The following is a 22512-nucleotide window of genomic DNA, read 5'->3' as shown; positions in this document are numbered from 1 at the left end:
GCCTGGAAAAAGAGGAGGAAATGTACAGTGAGCGAATTGATTAATAACCGTGAACATCAGGACCATCACAGCAGTCCTGCTCAGAACAATAATGGCGAAACTGCTCTTCCCAAGCCGGAAGAACAGCCCGGACACCCCATACATACATTTATCCGGGAGAATAAGGCAATTGATAAGCATCTGAGGGAAAAGGTAAAAGTCCATCTCGAAGCGTTCATCCAGGAGGATAACGGGGAAAATGCATATAAACTATTGGAAGACTGCATCCTGCTGCTTGATCTTGATAAGCATTACAGCCGGAAGGAAAATCTGCTTTTCCCATACTTGGAGAAGTACGGAATCTATGGACCAACAAATAATATGTGGAGCATCGATGACTATATCAGGGATGGAATCAAGGATGCCAAAAACCTGCTCGAGGATTACGATGGGGACAAGCAAAAGGTCACCAATGCCGTGCGTTTCATTTTCAATGAAATAAGCGCTATGATTTACAGGGAGGAAAATATCCTTTTCCCTATGGCCTTAAAGAATCTTACAGAAGATGAATGGGTTAAGATTGCCCATGAGAGCGACGAGATTGGCTTCTGCCTGACCGGCCCGCAAGGAGAATGGAAGCCCGAACGCAAAGGGATTGATGGGAATGCAATATCAGAAGGCTATATCAAAATGGAAACTGGCATTTTATCATTGAAACAGCTGGAGCTATTATTCAATCATTTGCCTGTTGATATCACATTTATTGATCATGAAGACGTAGTCCGCTATTTCTCTCACGGAAAGGAAAGAATCTTTGCCAGAACCAAAGCCGTGATAGGGCGAACCGTGCAGAATTGCCATCCTCCCCGCAGTGTCCATGCTGTGGAAGAATTGCTGAAGGATTTTAAGGCAGGCCGAAAGGACTCTGAAGATTTCTGGATAAAATTTAAAGATAAATATGTTTATATCCGTTATTTTGCTGTAAGGGATGAAAACGGAAGCTATGCAGGAACCCTGGAATTCACACAGAATATCAATCCAATCCAGGAAATCGAGGGAGAAAAAAGAATTCTTTTATAATCATAAAAAAGCTAAGAGCGTCCACTCTTAGCTTTTTTTGATTTTTGAAGGATTATTAATCTTATATGTCACTGCTTCTTCTACAATGAATTCCTCGTCACAGTCTTTCCCTTTAGGCAGTTTCTTTTTAACAATTTTCCCATCAAATTCAAGGCTTTCCCCTGGCTTAAGTTCGAATTTCTTCAGCGTTTTTGAGTGGGAGCACCAGCCAAGTCCCACTTCAATCGGTTCATTCTCTTCAATGACAACATCTTCTAAGACGATGACTTCATCATTTTCTTCATTGAAATGGTTCCAGCTCAAGGCAAATTGTTTTACTTTAGCAGTAAAGTGGGCCTTTTCTGCTGGCAGTTCCAATGCAGGCTGTTTTTCCTTCTTGGCTTTTTTTGCTGAAGGCTTTGTCTTATTGCTGTTTTCAGACGGATTCTTAGTAACGTCTTCAGACTTCTCACTGTCTTTTTTAGGTGCTTCCTTTTCAGAAGGAGCAGAGAAACCAGCAGTCAATGCTTTTCCAAAGCTTGGCGACTGCATCTCTTTAAGATAAGCCGGGTGTATGCAGCTCAGATTTCCGTCCTGAAATTCGATTATGATTGTATAATAATCATCAGACTCACCGTATGCCTGATAACCTTTCACAGTTACAAGCCGCTGCTGTGATTTTTCTTTATACCAGAATTCCTTCTTAACTTCCCTTGTAGTTGATAAGCCCCATTCCCTGACTTTCTCTTCATAATGAGCATCATCCTGAAACGTTTCAAATTTCCCCACTGGAGGAAAATATACCGTATTGTTTGAGTCTTCAATATGAGGCAGAGTTATTGCCAATCCGTCCACATCCTTTCAAGATTATTTTAATGGCCGTTCATGATAAAATCAAAAATGAGGAAGGGTTTTTCCGATAACTTTTGAATATAGTTAATAAATGAATGACAGTTTTGCTGTAAAGGAGGCTATAAGATGAAGACATACAAAAACAGAAATGATGTTCCGCTAAATGAAAAATGGAATCTGGAAGACATTTATTCCAGTTTGGAAAAATGGGAGGAAGATTACCAGAGGATTGAACAATTAGCTGATAAGCTGAAGACCTTTGATGGGCAGATTCAAGATGGTTATTCCCTGTATCAATATCTTGAGCAAAAAGAAAAACTTTCTTACATATTTAATAAGCTATATGCATATGCGATGCTAAAAACAGATGAAGACACACGGGTGTCTGATTCACAGGCTTTTGTGGACAGGGCAAAGCAATTAGGCGTTAAAATCAGTTCTTCCACTTCTTTTTTTATGCCTTTTCTTTTAAGTCTGGATGAAGAAACCCTAAAAAGCTATATTGCTGAGGAAAAGGGCTTGAAATACTTTGAGGAAGATCTGCTCGAATCTTTCCGCTATAAGCCTCATGTCCTTAATAAGGACCAGGAAGAAATTCTGTCCCGCCTTGGCGAAGCACTTTCGGTTCCAAGTCATACATTTGGAATGATGAATAATGCTGATATAAAGTTTGGCGATGTAACAAAAGACGATGGCGAAAAGGTTGAACTGACACGCGGCATGTATGCAAAAATTATGGAAGAGGAAGACCGGGAAAAGAGAAAAGAAGCGTATAGGGCCTATTACCAGCCTTATGTGCAGCTAAAGAATTCCATTGCTTCCACCCTTTCTGCTGCGATAAAAAACAATGTGAGCATGGCCAAAATCCGGAATTATCCTTCAGCCCTTGAAAAAGGATTATTTGGAGATAAGGTGCCCAAGGAAGTATATGTAAATCTTATTGAGACCACTAAAAAAAATATCGGGGCAATGCATCAGTATACCAGGATCCGCAAGAAACAGTTAGGCCTTGACGAGCTGAGGCAATATGATTTGAGTGTTCCATTAGCAGAGGGTGTAAAACCTGATATATCATATGAAGAAGCTTATGAAACGATGTGTAAAGCATTGGAGCCTCTTGGAGAGGATTATATTAATATTCTCAAGGAGTTTAAGTCAGGGCGCTATATTGATGTGCGGGAAACTCCAGGGAAGCGGTCAGGGGCGTATAACCTGGGCATCTACGGCGTTCATCCCTATATCCTCCTGAATCACCGGGATGATCTGGACAGCCTTTTCACACTTGCACATGAATGCGGACATGGTGTCCACAGTAAGCTGAGCTCTCAGCACCAGCCGCAGATTACCGCCCGATATAGCATCTTTGTAGCGGAAGTGGCTTCAACAGTAAACGAAGTGCTGCTGATTAATTATTTGCTGAACAGGGAAAAGGATAAACAAGTCCGCAGGCATCTCCTTAATCATTTTATTGATCAGTTTAAAGGAACCTTCTTCACTCAAGTCATGTTTGCTGAATTTGAGATGAAAACGCACGAATTAGCTGAAAAGGGAGAACCGCTTAACGCTGAAGTTTTCAGCGGAATCTATGAACGCTTATTCCGCGAATATAATGGGGATGAAATAGTCTTTGATGAAGAGGTAAAATTCGGCTGGGCTAGGATCCCTCATTTTTACCGTCCATTTTATGTTTATAAGTACGCTACCGGATTTGCGTCTGCCATTCATTTGGCAGCGAAAATTCTTGAAGGGGACAAAGAAACGCTGCAAAGCTATCTTGAGTTCTTAAAAAGCGGAAGTTCCGATTATCCGCTTGAGCTGTTAAAGAAAACCGGAGTGGATCTGACTTCCCCATATCCAATTGAAAACTCACTTCGGAAATTCAGAGAACTTGTAGAAGAATTCGGAAACCAATAGAAGAATCCGGCCTGTTTCTTGCCTTAGAAACAGGCTTTTTTACTGTCATAATTAAAAGAACAGCTAGCTGAAATACAATTAATGGACAGGATGAAATATTCCTGCAATAATTGATGCAAACTTTAATTAAAACGAAGATAGTGCAAATATAATTGTGAAGGATGAAAGGATGAAAGTAATACTGGCAAGCCCAAATTTTCACCAGGCAAGAGGAAATACGGTTACCGTTCAGCGTATTTCTGATGGACTTAATAAGCTTGGCATCGAGACTAAAATCATTAATATCACAAACGATTACGAATTCACTTACCTGCCAAAAGCTGATATTGTGCATGGCTTTAACGCTTACAGGTTTGGCCAATTTATTAAAAGGCTTGCTAAAAGGCCTGAAAGATATGTCGTAACCATGACAGGGACGGACTTAAATATCGATCTTTATGATCCGGAAAAAAAAGCCGTTGTTTCGGAAACCATCCTCCATGCCGAAGCTATACACGTATTTGATGATGAAGCCAAGCTGGTACTCTCAAAAGAACTTCCCGAAGCAAGAGATAAAATCAGCGTTATCCATCAGGGCACTGTAATATTTCCTGAACCTGGAGGTGATTATAAGAAAGAACCTGGCACTTTTTTATTTTTGCTGCCGGCAGGGATCCGCAAGGTGAAAAATATTCCTTTTGCCATAGAAAAGCTTAAAATCATTTACGAAAAAAATCCTGAGATACGACTTTGGCTGGCGGGCCCTATTATTGAAGAAGAAGAGGGGTATATTGTAAAGTCCCTTGCAGAAGAGAATAAAGAGTGGATTCAATATCTTGGTCAAATCCCCCATCATCATATGGGGGAACTATACAGGCAAGCTGATGCCGTATTGAATACATCCCATTCTGAAGGCCAGCCTGCTGCTATTTTAGAAGCAATGGGATATTGCCTTCCAGTACTTGCAGCCAATAACCTGGGAAATCGAAATATCATTGACCATCAGGAAACCGGTTTAATCTATACAAATCCGGTCGAATTTCTTGATTATGCAGACAAACTAGTGAATAATTACGAGTTGAGGATAAAATTGGGGCGTGCTGCCAAATTCTATGTTGAATGCAGCCATTCTTCAGAATATGAAGCTAAAACACTTCAAAAAATGTACAAAACCATTTTAGAAAAGTCCCAAGTAAATAATCATAGGCAAGGAGAGAGAAATATGTCGAGAGAAGAAATCATAAAACTAACTTCTTTATCTACAAAAGGCGGCTGAGGATGCAAAATTGGTCCTGAAGACCTGGCGCAGGTTCTGCGTCATTTGCCAAAGTCTGTACCTGACCCCAACCTTTTAGTAGGACTGGATACTTCTGATGATGCAGGTGTATATAAAATAAATGATGAAACTGCCCTGGTGCAGACACTTGATTTCTTTACTCCTATCGTGGATGACCCGTATATGTTCGGGCAGATTGCCGCAGCCAATTCACTTAGCGATATTTACGCTATGGGCGGAAAGCCGATAACCGTTATGAATATTGTAGGTTTTCCAATCAGCAAATTGGATAAAAACATCCTTGCAGACATTCTGGCTGGCGCATCCGATAAAGTTAGAGAATCCGGTGCTGTTTTAGTTGGAGGGCACTCCATTGATGACCAGGAGCCAAAATTCGGTTTATCTGTGACTGGAACAGTACATCCTGAACGAGTTAGAACAAATGCAGGAGCCAAACCTGGTGACAAACTGATTTTAACCAAGCCGATTGGCGTGGGCATTCTTACTCAAGCGATTAAAAGGGATATGCTGGATCAGGAAGGAATTGACCGTGTAATGGAAGTCATGGCTGCCTTAAATAAAGACGCAGCTGAAGCTATGGATAACTACCAGGTCAATGCCTGTACAGACATTACCGGTTTTGGCCTTCTAGGCCACGCAATGGAGATTGCGGAAGGAAGCGGCACAGGCATTACCATTGAAAGCAAAGCCGTTCCAATCCTTCCAAAAACAAGAGAGCTTGCTGAACAGAATATTATTCCTGGAGGCTCCAAAAAGAATCATAAATGGCTGTCCGGCCGAATTCAATATGAAAATATTGATGATGTGGACCAGGTGATCCTTTGTGATGCCATCACTTCAGGGGGACTTTTAATAACCGTTCCTGAAACAGAAGCTGAATTGCTCCTTAAAGATCTTAAGGTAAAAGGAGTAGAATGGGCTTCCATCATTGGGACTGTCACAGATCAGAATCCTGGAAAGATTACTGTTATCTGAAAAAAGGACTCGAAAAGAGTCCTTTTTTACCTTTACAAAATTAAGGCTGTTTTCGTTAGAGTTTTTACTTGCAACTAAATCTAACAATAGAGTTGATTGTAGCGGAGGGCATTTGATCCTCGAAAATGCATCCGCATTTCTTCGTACGGTGTTGATTCAGGGAAGTTTATTCAATGTCCTGCGGGAAGCCAGGGAAGTGAGAGGCGCAGGCGTAGCCGAAGAGGATCTCATCTCTCCCCGCGGGTTCGCTGCGTGCATGCAGCCAAAGATCAACGAACAATATTCACAAGCTAACCGACATTTTGTAGCAATAGAGCCAAAATCAAAAACAAGGAAGTGCAAACATGAAAAAATTCTTAATGCTCATAACTATCTTTTCACTGATGCTTTTGTCAGCATGCGGCGGAAATGAAACAGATAACACAGACGGAAACGGAAAAGAACAATCGAAAGAAACGTTCACCATTGGGGTCATTCCAGTTCAAACAGAGGGATCCATGGAAGCTGCCATGGAGAAACTTCAGTCCACTTTATCTGAAAAACTCGATAGGGATGTAGCTGTCGAAGTATATCCGGATTATAACGGGGTAGTGGAAGCCATGAACTACGATAAAATTGATATGGCTTATTTCGGCCCGTTAACATATGTTGTTGCACATGAGAAGAGCGGCGCAAAAGCCATCATTACACAGCTGATTGATGGAGAGCCATTCTATTATTCATATATCATCACACATAAAGACAATCCATGGAATTCACTTGAAGATTTACTGAAAAACAGCAGTGAATCTGACTTTGCTTTCGGTGATATCAATTCAACTTCAGGATCTCTAATCCCATCCATTGAATTGAAGGACCGCGAAGTTTACAAATCAGAGGACGACCACAGCTTTAAGTCCGTCAGATTTACAGGCTCGCATGATGCTACTGCATTGGCAGTTCAAAATAAGCAGGTTGATGCAGGTGCGATCGACAGCGCCATTTACAATCAATTAGTGGATTCAGGAAAAGTAGATGGAGATCAGATTAAAACGATCTGGAAATCAGAAAAGCTTTTTCAGTACCCATGGGCTGTACATGAGAACACCGATGAAGAAACGATTAAAGCATTAAAAGAAGCATTTCTGGCGATTGAAGACCCGGAAATTCTGGATGCTTTCGGGGCAAGCGGATTTACAGAGGCAAGCAATGAAGATTATGAAAGCATCCGCCAGGCTGCCCTAAAAGAGGGACTTATTAAAGAATAGGGCTGATAAGATTGTGGTTTAAAAAACGCAGCATATTAACATATTTCGTGTTGGCTTTATTCGTTTATCTTAGCATGAGGCTAACGGAATTCGATTTATCGAAATTCAAAGACTTCCGCAATATGATTGACTTTCTGTCCCATTGGTTCCCGATGGATTTTTCTCTTCTTCCAAAGATACTTGAAGACAGTCTGGAAACATTGGCCATGGCTTTTTTGGGAAGCTTTTTCGGGCTTATCATCGGACTCCCCTTAAGCTTTATGGCAGCCAAAAACACGTCCGGCTCTAAACTTATTTACCATTTAACCAGAGTCGGCCTCAGCTTTGTCCGTTCCATCCCTGAAATTGTTTTCGGTCTGATTCTTCTTACGGCTCTTGGACTTGGTCCTTTTCCTGCTGTCCTGGCCATTATGTTTCATAATATTGGGGTTCTGGGAAAACTGATCTCAGAACTCATTGAAGCATCCGATCCCGGCCCGCAGGAGGCCATGAAAGCAGTTGGTGCTAAAAGCTGGTTTGCTTCCCTGTTCAGCATCCTGCCTCAAATATGGCCAAATGTATTGTCGAATTACTTCTACCGGTTTGAGGTTGCCATTCGAACTTCTCTTATATTGGGGTTTATTGGCGGTGGAGGTATTGGCCAGAGACTTTTTAATGATTTTAAAACATTCCAGTACAGTTCAGTTTCGCTCGATGTACTGGTTATAATGATCATCGTTGTTCTTGTGGATCTTTTCGGAAGCTATGTTAGGAACCGAGTGATATAAAGGAGGCCTGAAATGCTTGAGATTCGAAATATAACAGTCCGTTATCCCGGCATGAAGCATAATGCCCTGAATTCTATAAACCTGACCATTCATCCTGGTGATTTTGTTTGTGTGTTAGGTAAAAGCGGTGCTGGAAAATCCACTTTGATCCGCTGTTTAAACGGCTTGCAGACACCATCATCCGGGGAAATCATCTGGGATGGCCAATCCTTTTCTGCACTGAGTGATGAACAGCTTCGAAAAATCCGCAGGGAGATGGGAATGATCTTTCAGCATTTTAATCTAATTCCCCGATTGACTGTACTGCAAAATGTTCTGACAGGCATGTTCGGCTTCAGGAGCAGCTTCAAGAATCTTATTGGATGGTTCACAGATGAAGAAAAGGCACAGGCTAAACAAGTCATTGCAGAGGTGGGCTTAGCCGATTTTGCCGATCGCAGGGTCGAGCATCTTAGCGGAGGGCAAAAACAGAGAGTTGGCATTGCAAGGGCTCTCCTTCAAAATCCAAGTTTCCTTCTAGGCGACGAGCCTGTTGCAAGCCTGGATCCTGGAACTTCAGACCGGATATTCAGCTTGCTTCAGGAGATGCATGAGCGGCATAAGCTTCAAACCATTATTAATGTCCATGATGTTCAGTTAGCTAAACGATATGCAACCCGCATTATCGCTTTAAAAGATGGGGAAGTCGTTTTTGATGATAAACCAGAGCAGTTTACAGACGATATGTATGTATTTACATATGATGCAGAAAGTTATGGCGAGAAATCATATATCCGTTCTACTTAAAAAAGGAGGCAGAGGAAATGGCCAATTGTCCATGAGTTGTGGATAGCTCGAACGTCGTGTACGTTTCGAATGACCCTGATATCAAACTATTTAATGAGGGCCATGCATCGAAGAAAACAGTGGTGTTGACCTTTGATGATGGACCCGGTAGAGTTCTTCCGGAAATATTGGATATCTTGAAGAAAGAGAATGTTCCAGCTGTATTCTTCTGGCAATCCAGGCTTTTATACCCTCAGCGTCCGTGGAAAAGAGTCATAGAAGAAGGTCATCAGATAGGTACCCACTCTTCAAAGCATTCCAATTATGTTAATTTGAGTCCACATGAACAAGTCCAGGATCTCAGCAGCAGCAAAACTAAGATTGAGTCGATCATCGGCCAGGAAGTGAAGCTATTTCGGCCCCCATTTGGGCAGTACAATGAACACACTATAGCCGCAGCCAAACAGCTTGGGCTATCAACCATCATGTGGAGAATCTCGGCAATGGACTGGGAGCTAAAAGAACAGCCTGAACAAATTATCGCAAACGTCATAGAGAACCTGGAAGAGGGAGCGATCATTCTTTTGCATGAATTAACCCAGACTGTTGAAGCTCTCCCTGCTTTAATTGCTGAGATCCGAAATAAAGGCTATGAATTCAGTTTGCTCTAAAAAGTATCCTTGCGCAGGATACTTTTTTTGTGCAGTGAAAAAAGCAGTATTTTTTTAAAGCAGATTGATATATATTGTGGAGATAGGATGCCTATTAAGGGGGAGCTCCAGCTTGTTTACTAATATTGTGACTGAAAACGGGACTCTAAATGACCGTTACATTTTAAGAAGAGAGAACTTATATCAGGGAGCGAACGGCCGGTTTGTCGAGCGTTTTTTTATTGATGCGTCAAAAAGCTTTATTTTCAAACCTCTGACAAACAATACTCAGCTGGGAAAAGAAGTGTGGATTTTTGAAAATGTACTGTCAGAACTCCCGCTAAAGTTTCCAAAAATCCTGTCGTACTCCGTCCAAAACAAACTAAGCGTTAATTGGATTATTTTAGAAGACCTTGGCACCATTACACATACATTTGATTCAAATATTGCACTGGAACTAACTGCATTAATGGCCAAATGGCACTCTCTGCCCGCTGAGCGGTTTTCCCATGCACAGCTGAAAGGTCCTAAACCGCCTATTGAGGAGATGGCAGACCAAATCCTGCAGAACAAAGAGAAAGTGTTTTCTATTTTCAAGTTACATAATATTTCAGATCGTTTAGGCAATAAAATTTTCAGCGCATTTACCAGTAAACCCTTTTCCACTGTGAAAGTTCTTTGCCATGGGGATTTGCACCAGGGGAATTATGGGTATGCGGGCGATAAGACGGTGGTTCTGGACTGGGAACATTGCCACATGAACACACCTTTTTGGGATTTGTTTCATTTAATCGATATTTCACATCCGGATTTCCCTAAGCCTAATAACCATACTATGCGAAATATGATTCTGGACTGTTATTGTAAAGAAATTCAAATTTCTGCTCCAGACAGGGAGAAGTTCAAACAGGAATATTATGTGTTTTCAGCTGTTTTTTCGGTTTGGATGATGATGCTAATACAATCAGATCTGGACAATCAGAGAGCGAAATGGACTCCAGAACAGCTGTCGAGGCAATTAAAAGAGACAATACACAATCTTGTTGAATGTGCAGAAGAAATCATTTAGAACGAAAGTCAGTTCATGCTGATTGACACAAATTGACTAATATGATATTTAAATATTGTTTAGCACTCTTAAGGTTTAAGTGCTAATGTAATGAAAATTTGAAAGGGGAGAGACTAACATGGAAACGAAACAGTTTAAGGCAGAATCCAAGAGATTATTGGAAATGATGATCAACTCCATTTACTCTCAAAGAGAGGTGTTCCTGAGGGAGCTTATTTCCAACAGCAGCGATGCGATCGATAAGATCTACTATAAAGCACTTACAGACGATTCCTTAACGTTTGACAAAGAGAGTTACTACATAAAGGTCGTTCCTGATAAGGAAAACAGAACATTAACAATCAAAGATACTGGCATTGGAATGACAAAGGAAGAGCTGGAAAATAACCTTGGCATCATTGCTAAAAGCGGTTCTCTCGCTTTTAAGAAAGAACAGGAGATTAAAGATGGCCATGATATTATTGGCCAATTCGGAGTAGGATTTTATGCGGCATTCATGGTCGCTGATGTTGTAACTGTGATCAGCAAAGCCCTTGGCAGTGAACAGGCCTACAAATGGGAATCACATGGGGCGGAAGGATATACGATTACGCCATGTGAAAAAGAGGCAGTCGGTACTGATATTATCCTTAAAATAAAAGAAAATACGGAAGATGAAAGCTTTGATGAATACCTCGAAGAGTACCGCTTAAAATCGATCATAAAGAAATACTCAGACTTCATCCGCTATCCAATTAAGATGGATGCAGCAATCAAAGAACCAATAGAAGGTGCTGAGAATGAATATAAAGAAAGCACCGAAGAGCAGACCATCAATAGCATGGTTCCGATTTGGCGGAAAAATAAAAGTGAACTGACAGACGAAGATTATGAAAAATTTTATCAGGAGAAGCATTATGGCTTTGACAAGCCGGTAAAGCATATCCATATTCATGTGGATGGCACAATCCGCTATAATGCAATTTTATATATTCCTGAGAATATTCCATTTGATTATTATTCAAAGGAATATGAAAAAGGCCTGGAGCTTTATTCAAATGGCGTATTAATTATGAATAAGTGCGGAGACCTTCTTCCAGATTATTTCAGTTTTGTAAAGGGGATGGTGGACTCTGAAGATTTATCACTTAACATTTCAAGAGAAATGCTCCAGCATGATCGGCAGCTGAAGCTCATTGCTAAAAACATCAGCAAAAAGATAAGAAACGAACTTCACAGCCTGATGAAAAATGAGCGGGAAAAATATGAACAATTTTATAAGTCGTTTGGAAGACAATTAAAATATGGTGTATACAGCGATTTCGGAACCCATAAAGAAATGCTCCAGGATTTATTGATGTTCTATTCTTCAAAAGAAAAGAAACTGGCATCACTTGATGAATATATATCAAGGATGAAGGATGACCAGAAATATATTTATTACGCAGCAGGAGAGTCACATGAAAGAATAGAAAAACTACCGCAAACTGAACTTTTGGCTGACAAGGGTTATGAAATACTATATTTTACAGAAGATATTGATGAGTTTGCCATTAAGATGCTTATGACCTATAAAGACAAGGAATTCAAGTCTGTATCAAGCGGCGATCTCGGCATAGAGAATGAGGATGAAAAGGTATCCGAATCAGAAGAAAAAGAACATAAGGAATTGTTCAGCAGCATGAAAGAAATTTTGTCAGGAAAAGTGACGGATGTACGAATTTCCAAAAGGCTTAAAAGCCACCCGGTTTGCCTGACAGCTGATGGAGAAGTTACCATTGAAATGGAAAAAGTCCTTAGCAGCATGCCGGATAATCAAGACGTAAAAGCAAATAAGGTTTTGGAAATCAATTCAAACCATGAAGTCTTCCAAGCCTTAAAAAATGCTTTAGAAAACGATAAAGAAAAATTAAATCTGTATACAAACCTCCTATATAACCAGGCTTTGCTGATAGAAGGCCTTCCGATCAGTGATCCTGTTGAGTTTACGAATGATATTTGCAAAGTAATGGTTTAACATACCGTTTTAACAGCCCGAATCAATCGGGCTGTTTTTTTGTACTCAATTATTTCTGGCGGAAAGTTCCTGCATAATTGAATTGAGAACCAGTCTGAAATTGGCTCTGGCTATTAAAAGGCTGCTGCATTGCTGAAAGACTTCCTCCAGCCATTTCTTGCCCAGTAAGCTGTCCCTGCATTTGATTGCAAATGTGTACGACTTCCTGGCATCGCTGAATGGCTAAGTCATGGCTTTGCAGGCTTTGTTCAATTAATTGGGCAGCCTGCTTTTCACGCTGAAGAATCTGCTCAAGCATCTGAATGTTCTGCTGTTCCTGCAGCATCATCATACGATATTGCTGGCTTCCTTGCTGTGTCTGCTGAATCAGCTGCTGAGCTAGCTGCCTGGCTTGATTTGCCTGCTGTACTCCATGTTGAGTTGTATGCATATTAACAGCCTCCTAATAATTATTCAGGGACATTTGCCCCTTTGATCTATTTCTCTTTGCCCATCACCTTCACACTAGAAAATTAAATCAATAAAAGGAATCTTTTTCTTAAATTGATGTACAGCTATATATGGGAATAATTTTTGTGCTAATAAACAAACTAACAATGTAAAGGAGGGAGATTATGCAGCATTTCAAGGCATTAGCTCTAAAATTTCTCGCAAGTGTTGTTCTCTTATATATCATTCTCGGAATATTCTTTGGAATGAGCTTTGTAAATGTATTTATAATAACAGCCATTCTGGGCATTACAGCTTATATCCTTGGTGACATGGTGATACTCCCAAGGAGCAGCAATATGATCGCAACGGCAGCCGACTTTGGATTGGCTTTTTTGCTCATTTGGTTTTTGAGTTCAATTCTAATCAATGGTGATAATCTTATTGCAATGTCAATAGCCGCAGCTCTTGGAGTCGCATTATTTGAATATCTATTCCACTTATATTTGCTTAGAAATATGACAGAAGCAAGTAATGAAAAAGGCACTATTAACCAAGGAAACCTTCGCTATAATACTGAAGTTTCCGAGGATTTAACACCTGTAAGACCGGATGTAAGAAGCGAAGAGGATAAATAACACATTCTGAAAACTCTTGGGAAGGGGATTATTATGTCAGTTTTCGTTTACCAGACATTTGAAGTGAAGCAGGACCATTTTGTTGAAGCGTTAAAAAACGTGAGAATGATCCAAAGCTACCGAAACGAGAATTATCAGCATGAGGTTGAGCTATTATCGCCCATTTCAGGACAAGACCATACCTATGCTTTTCTTTCCAAATATGAAGGTCTTGCTGAAATGGAGCTTCAAAACAGGAAGATGTTTGAAGATGAAGAATATAAAAAGCTAATCGAACAATTCTTCCTTGAGGATATTGTCCAGGGCAGCATGAACACACAGCTATTCAGATCTGTTACAGGATTAAAAAGCGACAGTTCAGAACAAAAGAAATAAATGCTTTGGCACCATCCTTTGCAGATTTGAACGGAAGCCGATCACCAAAAGGAATCGGCTTATTTATTTGAATGAAAGCAATAGCACGTTTAACAGCTATAGGAGATAAACAGGAGGTACACCATGGACTTTTTTCTTCCCAGCGGAAATTCCTCAAAAAAAAGTGAATCCGGTGACCTAAAATGGTGGCAATTATCATTAATTGGTGTTGGCTGTACCATTGGGACCGGTTTCTTTCTCGGTTCAGCCATTGGCATTAAGATCACCGGACCTTCCATCGTTTTTTCATTTATGTTAGCGGCACTTGGAACCTATATCGTCTATAACCTTTTGGCTAAAATGACAGCTGAAGACCCTCAGGAAGGATCTTTTTGCTATTACGCCAATAAAGCCTATGGAAAGTGGGCAGGTTTTAGCTGCGGCTGGAATTACTGGTGCTCAAATATACTTATCATGGGAAGCCAATTAACCGCGCTCTCCATTTTGACAAGATTTTGGTTTCCTCATGTGCCCCTTTGGGTTTTTGCAGCGGGTTATGCCATACTCTCCATTATAGTGGTATTAACAGGAAACAAAGGCTTTGATAAGGTGGAAAACCTGTTTGCAGTTATTAAAACAGCAGCCATTATTATGTTTATCATCCTCGCAGCAGCTGCTTTGTCCGGAGTGATTAATGGAGATGCCAGGCATCCCGGATTCCCCGGTTCTTCTGGGGAATGGTTTCCTGAAGCCTTTAGGGGCTTTTGGTCATCGTTGATTTATGCTTTCTATGCATACGGAGGAATTGAAGTGATTGGGCTAATGGCAACAAGATTAAAAAAGAAGGAGGATGCACCTAAGGCGGGCATCATCATGCTTATCGTCCTTGTCATCATCTATGTCATTTCCCTTGGCTTAGCCGTTTATATGGCTTCACATGGTGCTTTTAATGAAAAAGAGAGCCCATTTGTAACTGCAATGGATAAGTATAATCTGGCCTTCTTCCCGCACGTTTTTAATGCAGCAATCATTATTGCCGGCTTCTCTACGATGACAGCTTCACTGTTTGGAGTAACTGCATTACTGGTTACGTTGGCTGATGACGGCGATGCTCCAGCGGTATTTTCAAAAAAGATAAAGAAGTGGAAGGACCTTCCTTTACCTTCGCTGGGACTGGCTACAGCGGGTTTAATTGCATCCATCGTAACCGCCTTATTGCTGCCTGGCAAAATATATGAGTATATCACTACTGCTGCTGGTATATTAATTTTATTCAATTGGTCATTCATCATCATTTCAGCTCTTCGGATTTTGGAAAATAAAGTGTTCGGAAAGATAATGGCTGCGGTGGGATTGCTTCTGATCCTGGCTGCGGTAAGCGGCACATTAATTGAAAAGTCCATAAGGTTTGGATTTTTTGTCAGTTTAATATTTGTGGCATTAATAGCGATTGTAGCCTTAATCATGCAAAAAAAAGTATGGAAAAAAGAAGGCGGGAGCAGCTGTTAACAATAAAAAACAAACACCAGTCTTCATTCTGGTGTTTGTTCAGTTTTTAGACGCTGTAATTAAGTTTTTTCTTATTCCTTTTTAAGGAGCCCTATAAATAGGCGGTCGGTTTATTTAAAATCAGCAAGGACCAAAAGGGTGATTAAAGGAATTCACTGCAGAATTCTAATATAGGGAGAGTGCGGACTATGTTTTTGAAGTCCTGCTGATGGACAAGCTTACTTTAAATATGGGGATAATTTCTGTATGATTTGATTCAGCTTTTGAGTATTTTTTTCATACATTTCCTGTGCCTTTTTGGAATCAGTCTGCAGGGAAAACACTTCAAGGTCAGCAGCACACTTTTTTATCATTGCCATAAGCAGAGGACGCTGCTGTGATGCAGGAACCTTAAGTGAATCATCAAATATATCTACAGTCAGTTCTCCATAAGAATCAATTTGACCCAAAAAAATGTTATCAATGGTCAAACCCAGTTTTTCTATCTCCATGTCAAGCCATTTTCTCGATTTCCCTGACTCAGCAAGGGGATCGTTTAGAATTTTCCCATCCATAATAACCGTTTGCGGCTCTTTTTCCTGAGGTAAATTCAATTGAAGATCCTTTGGGGTAAGCGGCTGGTTTTCTTTCTTCAGCATGATGCTAAGATCTCCGCGCGGCTCTAAAACAGCAAACTCCACATCTGCTGTTTTAAAGACATTTTTTTGGCGAAGCAGGGAGGATAAATCATCAATCGAGTATCTTTCTTTTTTTAAATTATCTTCTAATATTTTCCCATCTTTAATAAAGATTGTTCCTTTTCCTTCAAAGAAATCACGGAAGCTTTTACTCTTAAGCGAAAGAATATCAGCAAATAATGTAACAAGACCAAAAATCAAAATAGAAAGGATTCCGCTGGCCCAGTGGTTATCAAGCCCCATAATTATTTCACCGGCTATACTTCCGATTGTAATTCCTGATACATATTCAAAAAATGAAAGCTCTGATATTTGTTTTTTTCCTATCAGTTTGGTTATAGCGAATAAAACACCTGCGAATAAAATAGAACGTGCACCAATAAGAAGCCATTCAGGCATATTTTCATCTCCATGTTCAGTTAATTTGGTTTATATTGGGGTTCCTCAAACTCTATAACCTTTTTTCGGTGTTCAAGATCAGTTTTTATCTCGCTAATTTCCAGCATTGATTCATGGAATAGGCGCTTTGCTTCTTCATCCATTGAGGTTAAAGCCAGGTTTGATAACTGTGCTTCTATAGAACGAATTGCTGCAAGACATTGATTTACATTCGAAGCAATTGTCATTGAGATCACACCATTTCAAGATTTAAATTTATAATTGTAATAGGGCTGGCATATGCCAGCCTGAATGTCTACTGATTATATTGAGGTTCCTCTTGCTGAATCTCTTGAAGCCTTGGTTCAAGGCTGTCAATGATCGATTGTGTTTGCTGTGCGGCATTCTGGTACAGCTGTTTAGCATTTTGGTTTTCCGTAGCAAGTGCAAACGTTTCAAAGCTGGCCTGAGCGCTCTTCAAGCCAACAATTGCTTGCTTTACTTGAGTTCCAACTGTCATATTTAATTCCTTCTTTCAAATGAAAAATAAACTACACAATGTATTATTACTTTTTATTGAATGCTTATGTAATAAACTTCATACCAAATTCAGTAACTTATCATATAAGGTGATCTGGATCTCGCTTTGTATGACCCGGCTGCGAGCTGCCATATTTAAAAAGGCACTATATCCGTTCATTTCCATAATTAAAATTTCCATTAGATTAACATCCTATTTACTATAGCGCAGGAAGGAGGAGACCTAAAAAACAAGTTCCGCAATATTTTATTATCAATATGGGTATTCCTGGATCCTCTTTATTATCCTTTTACCCGGCTACAGCATCTTACAGCAGATCCGGAAAAGGGAGGAGTTTTTCGTGTAAGGCTGACAAAATATAAAGGAAATGACATTCAATTATCTGACGGAGTTATCATAAGAAAAAATGATCTTTTACTTAAAATCCATCTGCATAATGTCAGGCTGTTAAAAGATTTTAACTATATGAAAAATGAGTTATTAAAAGGGAGAGCCATCTATAAACGTGTTAAGGAATCTATGCCGCTTTTGACTGCATTTATCCTCAGCCATCCGGAAGAAACGAAAATAAAAGGGGTTATTGGCATCACCCTTATAAACAAGGGATTCAGCACGCTTGGATTTGAATGTATATCTCCAAAAAATAAATTATACTGCTGGTTTAAAAAAACATTTCAATTGCCTATATATTTTTTATCGTGTTCAAAAATTTCTGCTGCAAATTTAAAAAAGCATCGCACTGTTTACTTATTGATGTCTAAAGAAAACCTGATTAATAAATATAAATAAATGATGCAGACTGTTTCCTCTAACTCCCACTAGGACTGTCCCCTCAATCCCCTTATACTTTGAAGGAGGGAGGGGATATGAATATGGCATTATTTTTCACCTTAATCTTGTTCACCGTTTTCTGTTATCTTATTTACAAAGCCAATAAAAACACTAAGAATGTAACTATAAATTCAATTTCTGTTTCCCGTCCTAATATCTCAGTTTCGGGAGATAACATAAAAATTCTTCATATATCTGATATGCACCTCGAAAATATTTCTGTCAGTCCGGATGAATTATTTGAGATGATCTCAAAGCAACCAGTGGACCTAATTGCCCTTACAGGCGATTTTCTTGACCGCAAACGAAGTATTCCTAAGCTTGCGGGCTATCTCCATGCACTGAACAAGACAAATCCAAAGCATGGCATCTATGCAGTCTTTGGCAATCATGATTATGTCTTAAAAGGTCATAACTTTGAAACATTGAAAAACACTCTAGAAGAAAATGGCTGTAAAACACTTCAAAATGAGCATGTGTCGATACAGGTTAATGGGGAAAAATTAAACATCATTGGAATTGATAATTACAGCACCAGACACAGTGATGTAAAAAAGGCCTATGAAGGAGTAATTGAAGGCTGTAATCTAGTTTTGACCCATGATCCCAATGTTGTATTAGAGATGGAAAATGTTCCTTTTGATTATTTATTATCAGGGCATTTTCACGGCGGACAGATTCATTGGCCAAAGCCATATCATTTGATAAAAATGGGCAGGCTTGTCCGGATGAAAATGGTGAAAGGCCTTCATTATCATAGCGGAAAACCTTTTTATATAAGTGAGGGACTAGGCCAGACAGGGGTCAATATCCGTATCGGCAGCCGACCTGAAATCACTTATCATGAAATATCATAATACATTCTAAAACCCTTGCCATTGCAATAGGCAAGGGTTTTAGGCGTATAATAACCATGTACAATCAGTACTATATAGGTATACACAAATATTATTTACAAACCCAATAAAATTTTTGCCAGCATATTCGAATCCCTAAAAGTAAAAATTATATAAGGGAGGAGACATATGATTCCTTCTTATTACTTAAAGGGGAGTGCTTAAACTTGAATAACTGGATAAATGCGATTTTTAATACGGGCAAAATGAAGCCGTTTTTAAATATGTTTGGCAAAAAGAGAAGAAGAAACAGAGGAATGCTGTGGGGATCTTTAATTAGCCTGGGTTTAAGTGCAGCTGCATATGGCTTTACTAGAAATCGCGGCAGAAATATGGCTCGCCCGTTTCAAAATTTAATGAATAATACAGCCCAAATGACAAATTTCCAGAAGCCAAATATGGCGGGGTTAACTGAGTTTGCAGAGGAATTAACATCAAATAAGAACCCGATAAACAACAAATTCAATAATACAGCCCAAACGAAAAACTTCCAAAAGCCAAATATGGCGGGGGTAACTGAGTTTGCGGAGAAATTAACATCGAATAAGAACCCGATAAACAACAAATAACGCATAGCAGCCCACGTATTTTGTGGGCTTTTTTTTATTTTCATAATTTTTATTTCAGCATTCGATCAGATCATCTTTTTGATTGATCCAGCTTGTTATGGAACCATAATTTATAACAAAGGAACAAGCAGAGGAGAAATAGAAGGTACCAAATTACTCCCAGCAAAAAATTATGAAGTGATAAAAACAATTGCTCGCCGCTGTATGCAAGCATAAACATAGGAGGCAGCATTCCAATTGCAGTAGCTATGAAAAAATGCCTAAATGGAATATCTGCTATTCCACAATAGATATTAAACACCTGAGGAGGGATGATAACAATCATTCGGCCAAACAAAATTGCCATAAATGCATTATTTTCGAACAGGTACTGAAATTTATTAATGGCTTTATACTTTCCCAAGTAGGCGGTGAAATAATTCCTGAAATAGTATCTTGATAAAAAAAAGTAAATTAACGAAGTCAAAAGAATGCCAAACCAATTGATCAGCAGACCGACCATCGCACCAAATTTGACTCCCATTATTCCTGCAAAAAGAGTAAATGGCAAGAAAGGAATAGACGCAATCAGTACAGAAAGTAAAAACATTGCAGGAAGCCAAGATGGATCACTTGTTCGCAGCCATTCTAATAAGTAATCTTTATTGGTCATTCCAACGATCAATAAAATGACATATGCTAATCCAATCCACCATCTGCGCATAAAATTGCTCCTTGCCTATATCCCTAATCATTCGCGGCTGCCTTAATTTCAGTATGCTTATATTTTTGAAAAGAAATGTATTCACCTGGACAAAAATCATTTCTGAAGAATCCAACATAAAATAACATCAAGGTAAAAAATGGGGGAGGCAGCTGTAAAAATGCACTATATGAATTATGGTTACTATATTCCATACAGAGATTTAAAAAACGAAACCTTAATGATGGTAAAGCCATTTGTGAATTATGGCTTAACAGAAGCAAAATTCACTTCAGTTTCCCATGCAATGACTGAGGTTGCAGCCATTGCGTACTTGCTGGGAAAAGGCTATAATCCGCAAACAGCATATAAACTGGTGGAATCCTGGGAGGTTAATGAATCATTTTAAATTTAGCATACTGAACTGATTCAAAATAACTGGTGATTTAAACTAAACATAAACCTTCGCTCAGGTATTTGCTGAGAGCAGGTTTATGTTTTTTCAATTCCAAAAATCCATAATCCATTGTTTCAAATCTACAATCCGCAGGTGCTCGATACTTTTATTGGTTCCTGTAACAATGATGGGGATTAGTGAATCATCTTTATGCATGGAGCCATGGGCACCGCCACCGGAATGTTCAGGTGAACTTTCACCAATGAATTCATACCCGGGTTTTGCGTCAACGACAAGAAATTCACCTTCCTGAGAATACATAGCTCCATATAGCCTTGCTAATCCATCAGGATAATCCCCATAATGAATATTCTTGTTCTTTAAGGTTAAATCGAGAATGGAGGTATTTCCTTTTATAGACCATGCTTGATTATAAACATCACGATAGGTTCCACCTGAATTAAAATCAAAGGAACCCTCATGATCCCCAGATATCACATGTATTAATTCTTTTTCCTTCCATGCAATCCAGGCAATCCTCTGATCTTTTTTTAACCTTTCGGCAATGTTTTTTACTGAAATACTTCCATTAATTTCATAGACATAAGCCATTCGTTCATTTGCTGTAATGACAATTTCATCTTCTTTTCCAGCAGGCTTGCCGAGCTTTAAAATCCTATATTCAGAAAGGATTTCTTTTAAATCGATTAAAGCTTCTTTTTTCGATTCAATGACAGGTGATTGTTTACTGTCTCCAACAATAACCCAATTATAATTTTTAAGGGCATCCTCCCATTTCGGAAAACTATTCAAGACCTCCTGAAGATACTTATCAAGTTTTTCAATTCCTTTTATTGTTTTTGGCCCTTTCCTATGTACAGTAAAGTCATTTCCTGAAATATACAGGATTGTAAATTCAGGGATAATATTTTTTTCCAAAAGGTATTTTAATTCTTGAACCGCGAAGGCATCATTAAGTCCTAAACGATTCACAATGTGATTATTCTTTTTGTCCTGTTGAATAAATGTACCTAAAGACAGCATTTTCGGCCCAACAGTTTCGTATTCCCCAGGTAAATTACTCACTTTTGTTATCAACTTGGGTACTTTAAGGGTATGATGATAATTTCCCCGATAAATAAATGCGTTAATGGATGCTGATTCCTTTTTAATTCTGTCCAGATCCTCATGGATGGTGCTTACATTTGGACTGAGGTCAACATTATTATATTGATGCATGATACTTTCAGCAAATTGGGAAACCCCAATTTTCATTATTTCAAAAAGCCCATTTCCATAAGTGATGATTTGCTTCTTATCATTATTAAACCAAACGAGTCCAGGAATCTTAGTCTCATCCGGGTAAGCACCAGTTATTAAAGAACTGTCGATTGTAACCGACATGGTTGGATAGGAACTTACTACATTTTTACTATATTGTCCGTGTTTTAAAAAGAAGGCCAGAGCAGGAGCTTTTTTCTCTTGTATTGCTTTTTTTAAAGGCTCATCCATCAACGAATCGATAACAAGAAGTATAACTTTAGGTGAAGACTGACTTTCTGTTTGAATAGCAGCTGCTTTCTTATCCTGTTCATTTGAATTTTGACCACTGCTGGCGCAGCCGAATAGGAGAATAGAAATAGCTATTATACAAGGAAGCAAACGAATCAACAATTTTCACCTGCGCTTTGAAATATAGTCTATATTAACTTTATGCAATAAATAAATTGAGGCGGGAGCATTTGATTCTCAATTGCTATTCAAAGAAATAATAATGAGACAAAAAGGAAATAACAGAGGAGAGGGCGGCAAGGTATAGAAATCACTAACCAGCATCGAATCATTTTTCATTCCCATTATTTATCAAAACATAAACACAAATTTTTGGTTATAATACCAACAGAAACTTTACTATCAGTATGCTTATTTTTTTGTAATTAATGTATTCTTTTTAAAATCCATCATTATTAAAGGGTTAAAACATTGGGATTGATCCAAGAATTTATTGTCAGCATGGAGGAGAGTAATGCCCAATAAAGATTATTAAAAGAGAGATATGTGG

Annotated in this window: 23 protein-coding genes and 1 pseudogene; 17 read left to right on the top strand and 7 right to left on the bottom strand. The window is 39.1% G+C overall.

Translation table 11 applies throughout. From position 1 onward, the window contains the following. The first annotated feature begins 27 nt into the window (after nt 1-27). Complete coding sequence (locus A361_RS12605; RefSeq protein WP_019379951.1) at nt 28-1059, top strand: DUF438 domain-containing protein; 1032 nt, start codon at nt 28-30, stop codon at nt 1057-1059. A 27-nt stretch (nt 1060-1086) separates the two neighbouring features. Here the strand turns inward: A361_RS12605 and A361_RS12600 are convergent, their stop codons facing one another. Beyond that, nucleotides 1087-1893 carry a hypothetical protein gene (locus tag A361_RS12600; protein ID WP_386850103.1) on the bottom strand — a complete coding sequence of 269 codons (807 nt, stop codon included), beginning with the start codon at nt 1891-1893 and terminating at the stop codon, nt 1087-1089. 123 nt (nt 1894-2016) lie between these two features. Between A361_RS12600 and pepF the strand changes: the two genes are divergently transcribed. The 9 genes and pseudogenes from pepF to htpG all read left to right on the top strand — a co-directional run bounded on the left by pepF (nt 2017) and on the right by htpG (nt 12549). Beyond that, nucleotides 2017-3804 carry an oligoendopeptidase F gene (gene pepF, locus A361_RS12595; protein ID WP_009334637.1) on the top strand — a complete coding sequence of 596 codons (1788 nt, stop codon included), beginning with the start codon at nt 2017-2019 and terminating at the stop codon, nt 3802-3804. Between the two features lie 169 nt (nt 3805-3973). Further along, nucleotides 3974-4927: pseudogene (locus tag A361_RS30855) on the top strand (glycosyltransferase); the annotation flags it as partial. A 78-nt stretch (nt 4928-5005) separates the two neighbouring features. Next, the gene (gene selD, locus A361_RS12585) at nt 5006-6055 is read left to right on the top strand and encodes a selenide, water dikinase SelD (RefSeq protein WP_226280773.1); all 1050 of its coding nucleotides are present in this window, start codon (nt 5006-5008) and stop codon (nt 6053-6055) included. 344 nt (nt 6056-6399) lie between these two features. Next, complete coding sequence (gene phnD / locus A361_RS12580; protein WP_009334640.1) at nt 6400-7302, top strand: phosphate/phosphite/phosphonate ABC transporter substrate-binding protein; 903 nt, start codon at nt 6400-6402, stop codon at nt 7300-7302. Between the two features lie 11 nt (nt 7303-7313). Further along, nucleotides 7314-8069: a phosphonate ABC transporter, permease protein PhnE gene (gene phnE / locus A361_RS12575; protein ID WP_019379953.1), complete on the top strand. Its 756-nt coding sequence runs from the start codon at nt 7314-7316 to the stop codon at nt 8067-8069. Nucleotides 8070-8081: 12 nt separating this feature from the next. Then, nucleotides 8082-8855: a phosphonate ABC transporter ATP-binding protein gene (gene phnC / locus A361_RS12570; protein ID WP_009334642.1), complete on the top strand. Its 774-nt coding sequence runs from the start codon at nt 8082-8084 to the stop codon at nt 8853-8855. Nucleotides 8856-8893: 38 nt separating this feature from the next. Next, complete coding sequence (locus A361_RS12565; protein WP_019379954.1) at nt 8894-9505, top strand: polysaccharide deacetylase family protein; 612 nt, start codon at nt 8894-8896, stop codon at nt 9503-9505. Between the two features lie 112 nt (nt 9506-9617). Then, nucleotides 9618-10553 (top strand): phosphotransferase, encoded by a 936-nt coding sequence (locus tag A361_RS12560; RefSeq protein ID WP_019379955.1) that lies wholly within the window; start codon nt 9618-9620, stop codon nt 10551-10553. A 118-nt stretch (nt 10554-10671) separates the two neighbouring features. Continuing rightward, on the top strand, nt 10672-12549 hold the full coding sequence (gene htpG, locus A361_RS12555; RefSeq protein WP_009334645.1) for a molecular chaperone HtpG: 1878 nt from the start codon (nt 10672-10674) through the stop codon (nt 12547-12549). A gap of 49 nt (nt 12550-12598) precedes the next feature. Here htpG and A361_RS12550 read toward each other — a convergent pair whose 3' ends face one another. After that, on the bottom strand, nt 12599-12979 hold the full coding sequence (locus tag A361_RS12550; RefSeq protein ID WP_019379956.1) for a hypothetical protein: 381 nt from the start codon (nt 12977-12979) through the stop codon (nt 12599-12601). Nucleotides 12980-13163: 184 nt separating this feature from the next. Here A361_RS12550 and A361_RS12545 point away from each other — a divergent pair, with 184 nt between their 5' ends. From A361_RS12545 to A361_RS12535, 3 genes are all read left to right on the top strand, one after another. Beyond that, entirely contained in the window at nt 13164-13616 is a 453-nt protein-coding gene (locus A361_RS12545; RefSeq protein WP_019379957.1) for a YndM family protein, read from the top strand. Between the two features lie 33 nt (nt 13617-13649). After that, nucleotides 13650-13991, top strand: coding sequence for a hypothetical protein (locus tag A361_RS12540; protein WP_019379958.1), 342 nt, complete (start codon nt 13650-13652; stop codon nt 13989-13991). 123 nt (nt 13992-14114) lie between these two features. Continuing rightward, complete coding sequence (locus tag A361_RS12535) at nt 14115-15479, top strand: amino acid permease (RefSeq protein WP_019379959.1); 1365 nt, start codon at nt 14115-14117, stop codon at nt 15477-15479. Between the two features lie 218 nt (nt 15480-15697). Here the strand turns inward: A361_RS12535 and A361_RS12530 are convergent, their stop codons facing one another. The 3 genes from A361_RS12530 to A361_RS12520 all read right to left on the bottom strand — a co-directional run bounded on the left by A361_RS12530 (nt 15698) and on the right by A361_RS12520 (nt 17054). Beyond that, nucleotides 15698-16555: a DUF421 domain-containing protein gene (locus A361_RS12530; protein ID WP_019379960.1), complete on the bottom strand. Its 858-nt coding sequence runs from the start codon at nt 16553-16555 to the stop codon at nt 15698-15700. A 20-nt stretch (nt 16556-16575) separates the two neighbouring features. Next, nucleotides 16576-16782, bottom strand: a complete 207-nt coding sequence (locus A361_RS12525) for a DUF1657 domain-containing protein (RefSeq protein ID WP_009334652.1) — start codon at nt 16780-16782, stop codon at nt 16576-16578. A 68-nt stretch (nt 16783-16850) separates the two neighbouring features. Then, nucleotides 16851-17054, bottom strand: a complete 204-nt coding sequence (locus A361_RS12520) for a DUF1657 domain-containing protein (protein WP_009334653.1) — start codon at nt 17052-17054, stop codon at nt 16851-16853. Nucleotides 17055-17258: 204 nt separating this feature from the next. Here A361_RS12520 and A361_RS31455 point away from each other — a divergent pair, with 204 nt between their 5' ends. From A361_RS31455 to A361_RS12505, 3 genes are all read left to right on the top strand, one after another. Beyond that, nucleotides 17259-17864 (top strand): YkoP family protein, encoded by a 606-nt coding sequence (locus A361_RS31455; protein ID WP_420480834.1) that lies wholly within the window; start codon nt 17259-17261, stop codon nt 17862-17864. 77 nt (nt 17865-17941) lie between these two features. Further along, complete coding sequence (locus tag A361_RS12510) at nt 17942-18763, top strand: metallophosphoesterase (RefSeq protein ID WP_009334655.1); 822 nt, start codon at nt 17942-17944, stop codon at nt 18761-18763. A gap of 206 nt (nt 18764-18969) precedes the next feature. Beyond that, nucleotides 18970-19371 (top strand): hypothetical protein, encoded by a 402-nt coding sequence (locus A361_RS12505; RefSeq protein ID WP_019379963.1) that lies wholly within the window; start codon nt 18970-18972, stop codon nt 19369-19371. Nucleotides 19372-19441: 70 nt separating this feature from the next. Here the strand turns inward: A361_RS12505 and A361_RS12500 are convergent, their stop codons facing one another. Further along, on the bottom strand, nt 19442-20074 hold the full coding sequence (locus A361_RS12500; RefSeq protein ID WP_009334657.1) for a TVP38/TMEM64 family protein: 633 nt from the start codon (nt 20072-20074) through the stop codon (nt 19442-19444). A 169-nt stretch (nt 20075-20243) separates the two neighbouring features. Between A361_RS12500 and A361_RS12495 the strand changes: the two genes are divergently transcribed. Then, nucleotides 20244-20462, top strand: a complete 219-nt coding sequence (locus A361_RS12495) for a hypothetical protein (RefSeq protein WP_236888035.1) — start codon at nt 20244-20246, stop codon at nt 20460-20462. Between the two features lie 93 nt (nt 20463-20555). Here A361_RS12495 and A361_RS12490 read toward each other — a convergent pair whose 3' ends face one another. Beyond that, nucleotides 20556-22121, bottom strand: coding sequence for an alkaline phosphatase family protein (locus tag A361_RS12490; RefSeq protein WP_019379965.1), 1566 nt, complete (start codon nt 22119-22121; stop codon nt 20556-20558). Between the last annotated feature and the right edge of the window lie 391 nt (nt 22122-22512).

This window comes from Cytobacillus oceanisediminis 2691, assembly GCF_000294775.2.
Taxonomy (GTDB): domain Bacteria; phylum Bacillota; class Bacilli; order Bacillales; family Cytobacillaceae; genus Cytobacillus; species Cytobacillus pseudoceanisediminis.
The sequence above is the reverse complement of the archived record's forward strand: the minus strand, read 5'-3'. Positions and strand labels throughout refer to the sequence as shown.

Coding starts and splice junctions, on each gene's coding strand:
- A361_RS12545 (WP_019379957.1), top strand. CDS start 13,164: ATGCAGCATTTCAAGGCATTAGCTCTAAAATTTCTCGCAAGTGTTGTT.
- A361_RS12535 (WP_019379959.1), top strand. CDS start 14,115: ATGGACTTTTTTCTTCCCAGCGGAAATTCCTCAAAAAAAAGTGAATCC.
- A361_RS12540 (WP_019379958.1), top strand. CDS start 13,650: ATGTCAGTTTTCGTTTACCAGACATTTGAAGTGAAGCAGGACCATTTT.
- A361_RS12510 (WP_009334655.1), top strand. CDS start 17,942: ATGAATATGGCATTATTTTTCACCTTAATCTTGTTCACCGTTTTCTGT.
- A361_RS12495 (WP_236888035.1), top strand. CDS start 20,244: ATGAATTATGGTTACTATATTCCATACAGAGATTTAAAAAACGAAACC.
- pepF (WP_009334637.1), top strand. CDS start 2,017: ATGAAGACATACAAAAACAGAAATGATGTTCCGCTAAATGAAAAATGG.
- A361_RS12530 (WP_019379960.1), bottom strand. CDS start 16,555: ATGCCTGAATGGCTTCTTATTGGTGCACGTTCTATTTTATTCGCAGGT.
- phnD (WP_009334640.1), top strand. CDS start 6,400: ATGAAAAAATTCTTAATGCTCATAACTATCTTTTCACTGATGCTTTTG.
- A361_RS12520 (WP_009334653.1), bottom strand. CDS start 17,054: ATGACAGTTGGAACTCAAGTAAAGCAAGCAATTGTTGGCTTGAAGAGC.
- A361_RS12550 (WP_019379956.1), bottom strand. CDS start 12,979: ATGCATACAACTCAACATGGAGTACAGCAGGCAAATCAAGCCAGGCAG.
- A361_RS12525 (WP_009334652.1), bottom strand. CDS start 16,782: ATGACAATTGCTTCGAATGTAAATCAATGTCTTGCAGCAATTCGTTCT.
- htpG (WP_009334645.1), top strand. CDS start 10,672: ATGGAAACGAAACAGTTTAAGGCAGAATCCAAGAGATTATTGGAAATG.
- phnC (WP_009334642.1), top strand. CDS start 8,082: ATGCTTGAGATTCGAAATATAACAGTCCGTTATCCCGGCATGAAGCAT.
- A361_RS12500 (WP_009334657.1), bottom strand. CDS start 20,074: ATGCGCAGATGGTGGATTGGATTAGCATATGTCATTTTATTGATCGTT.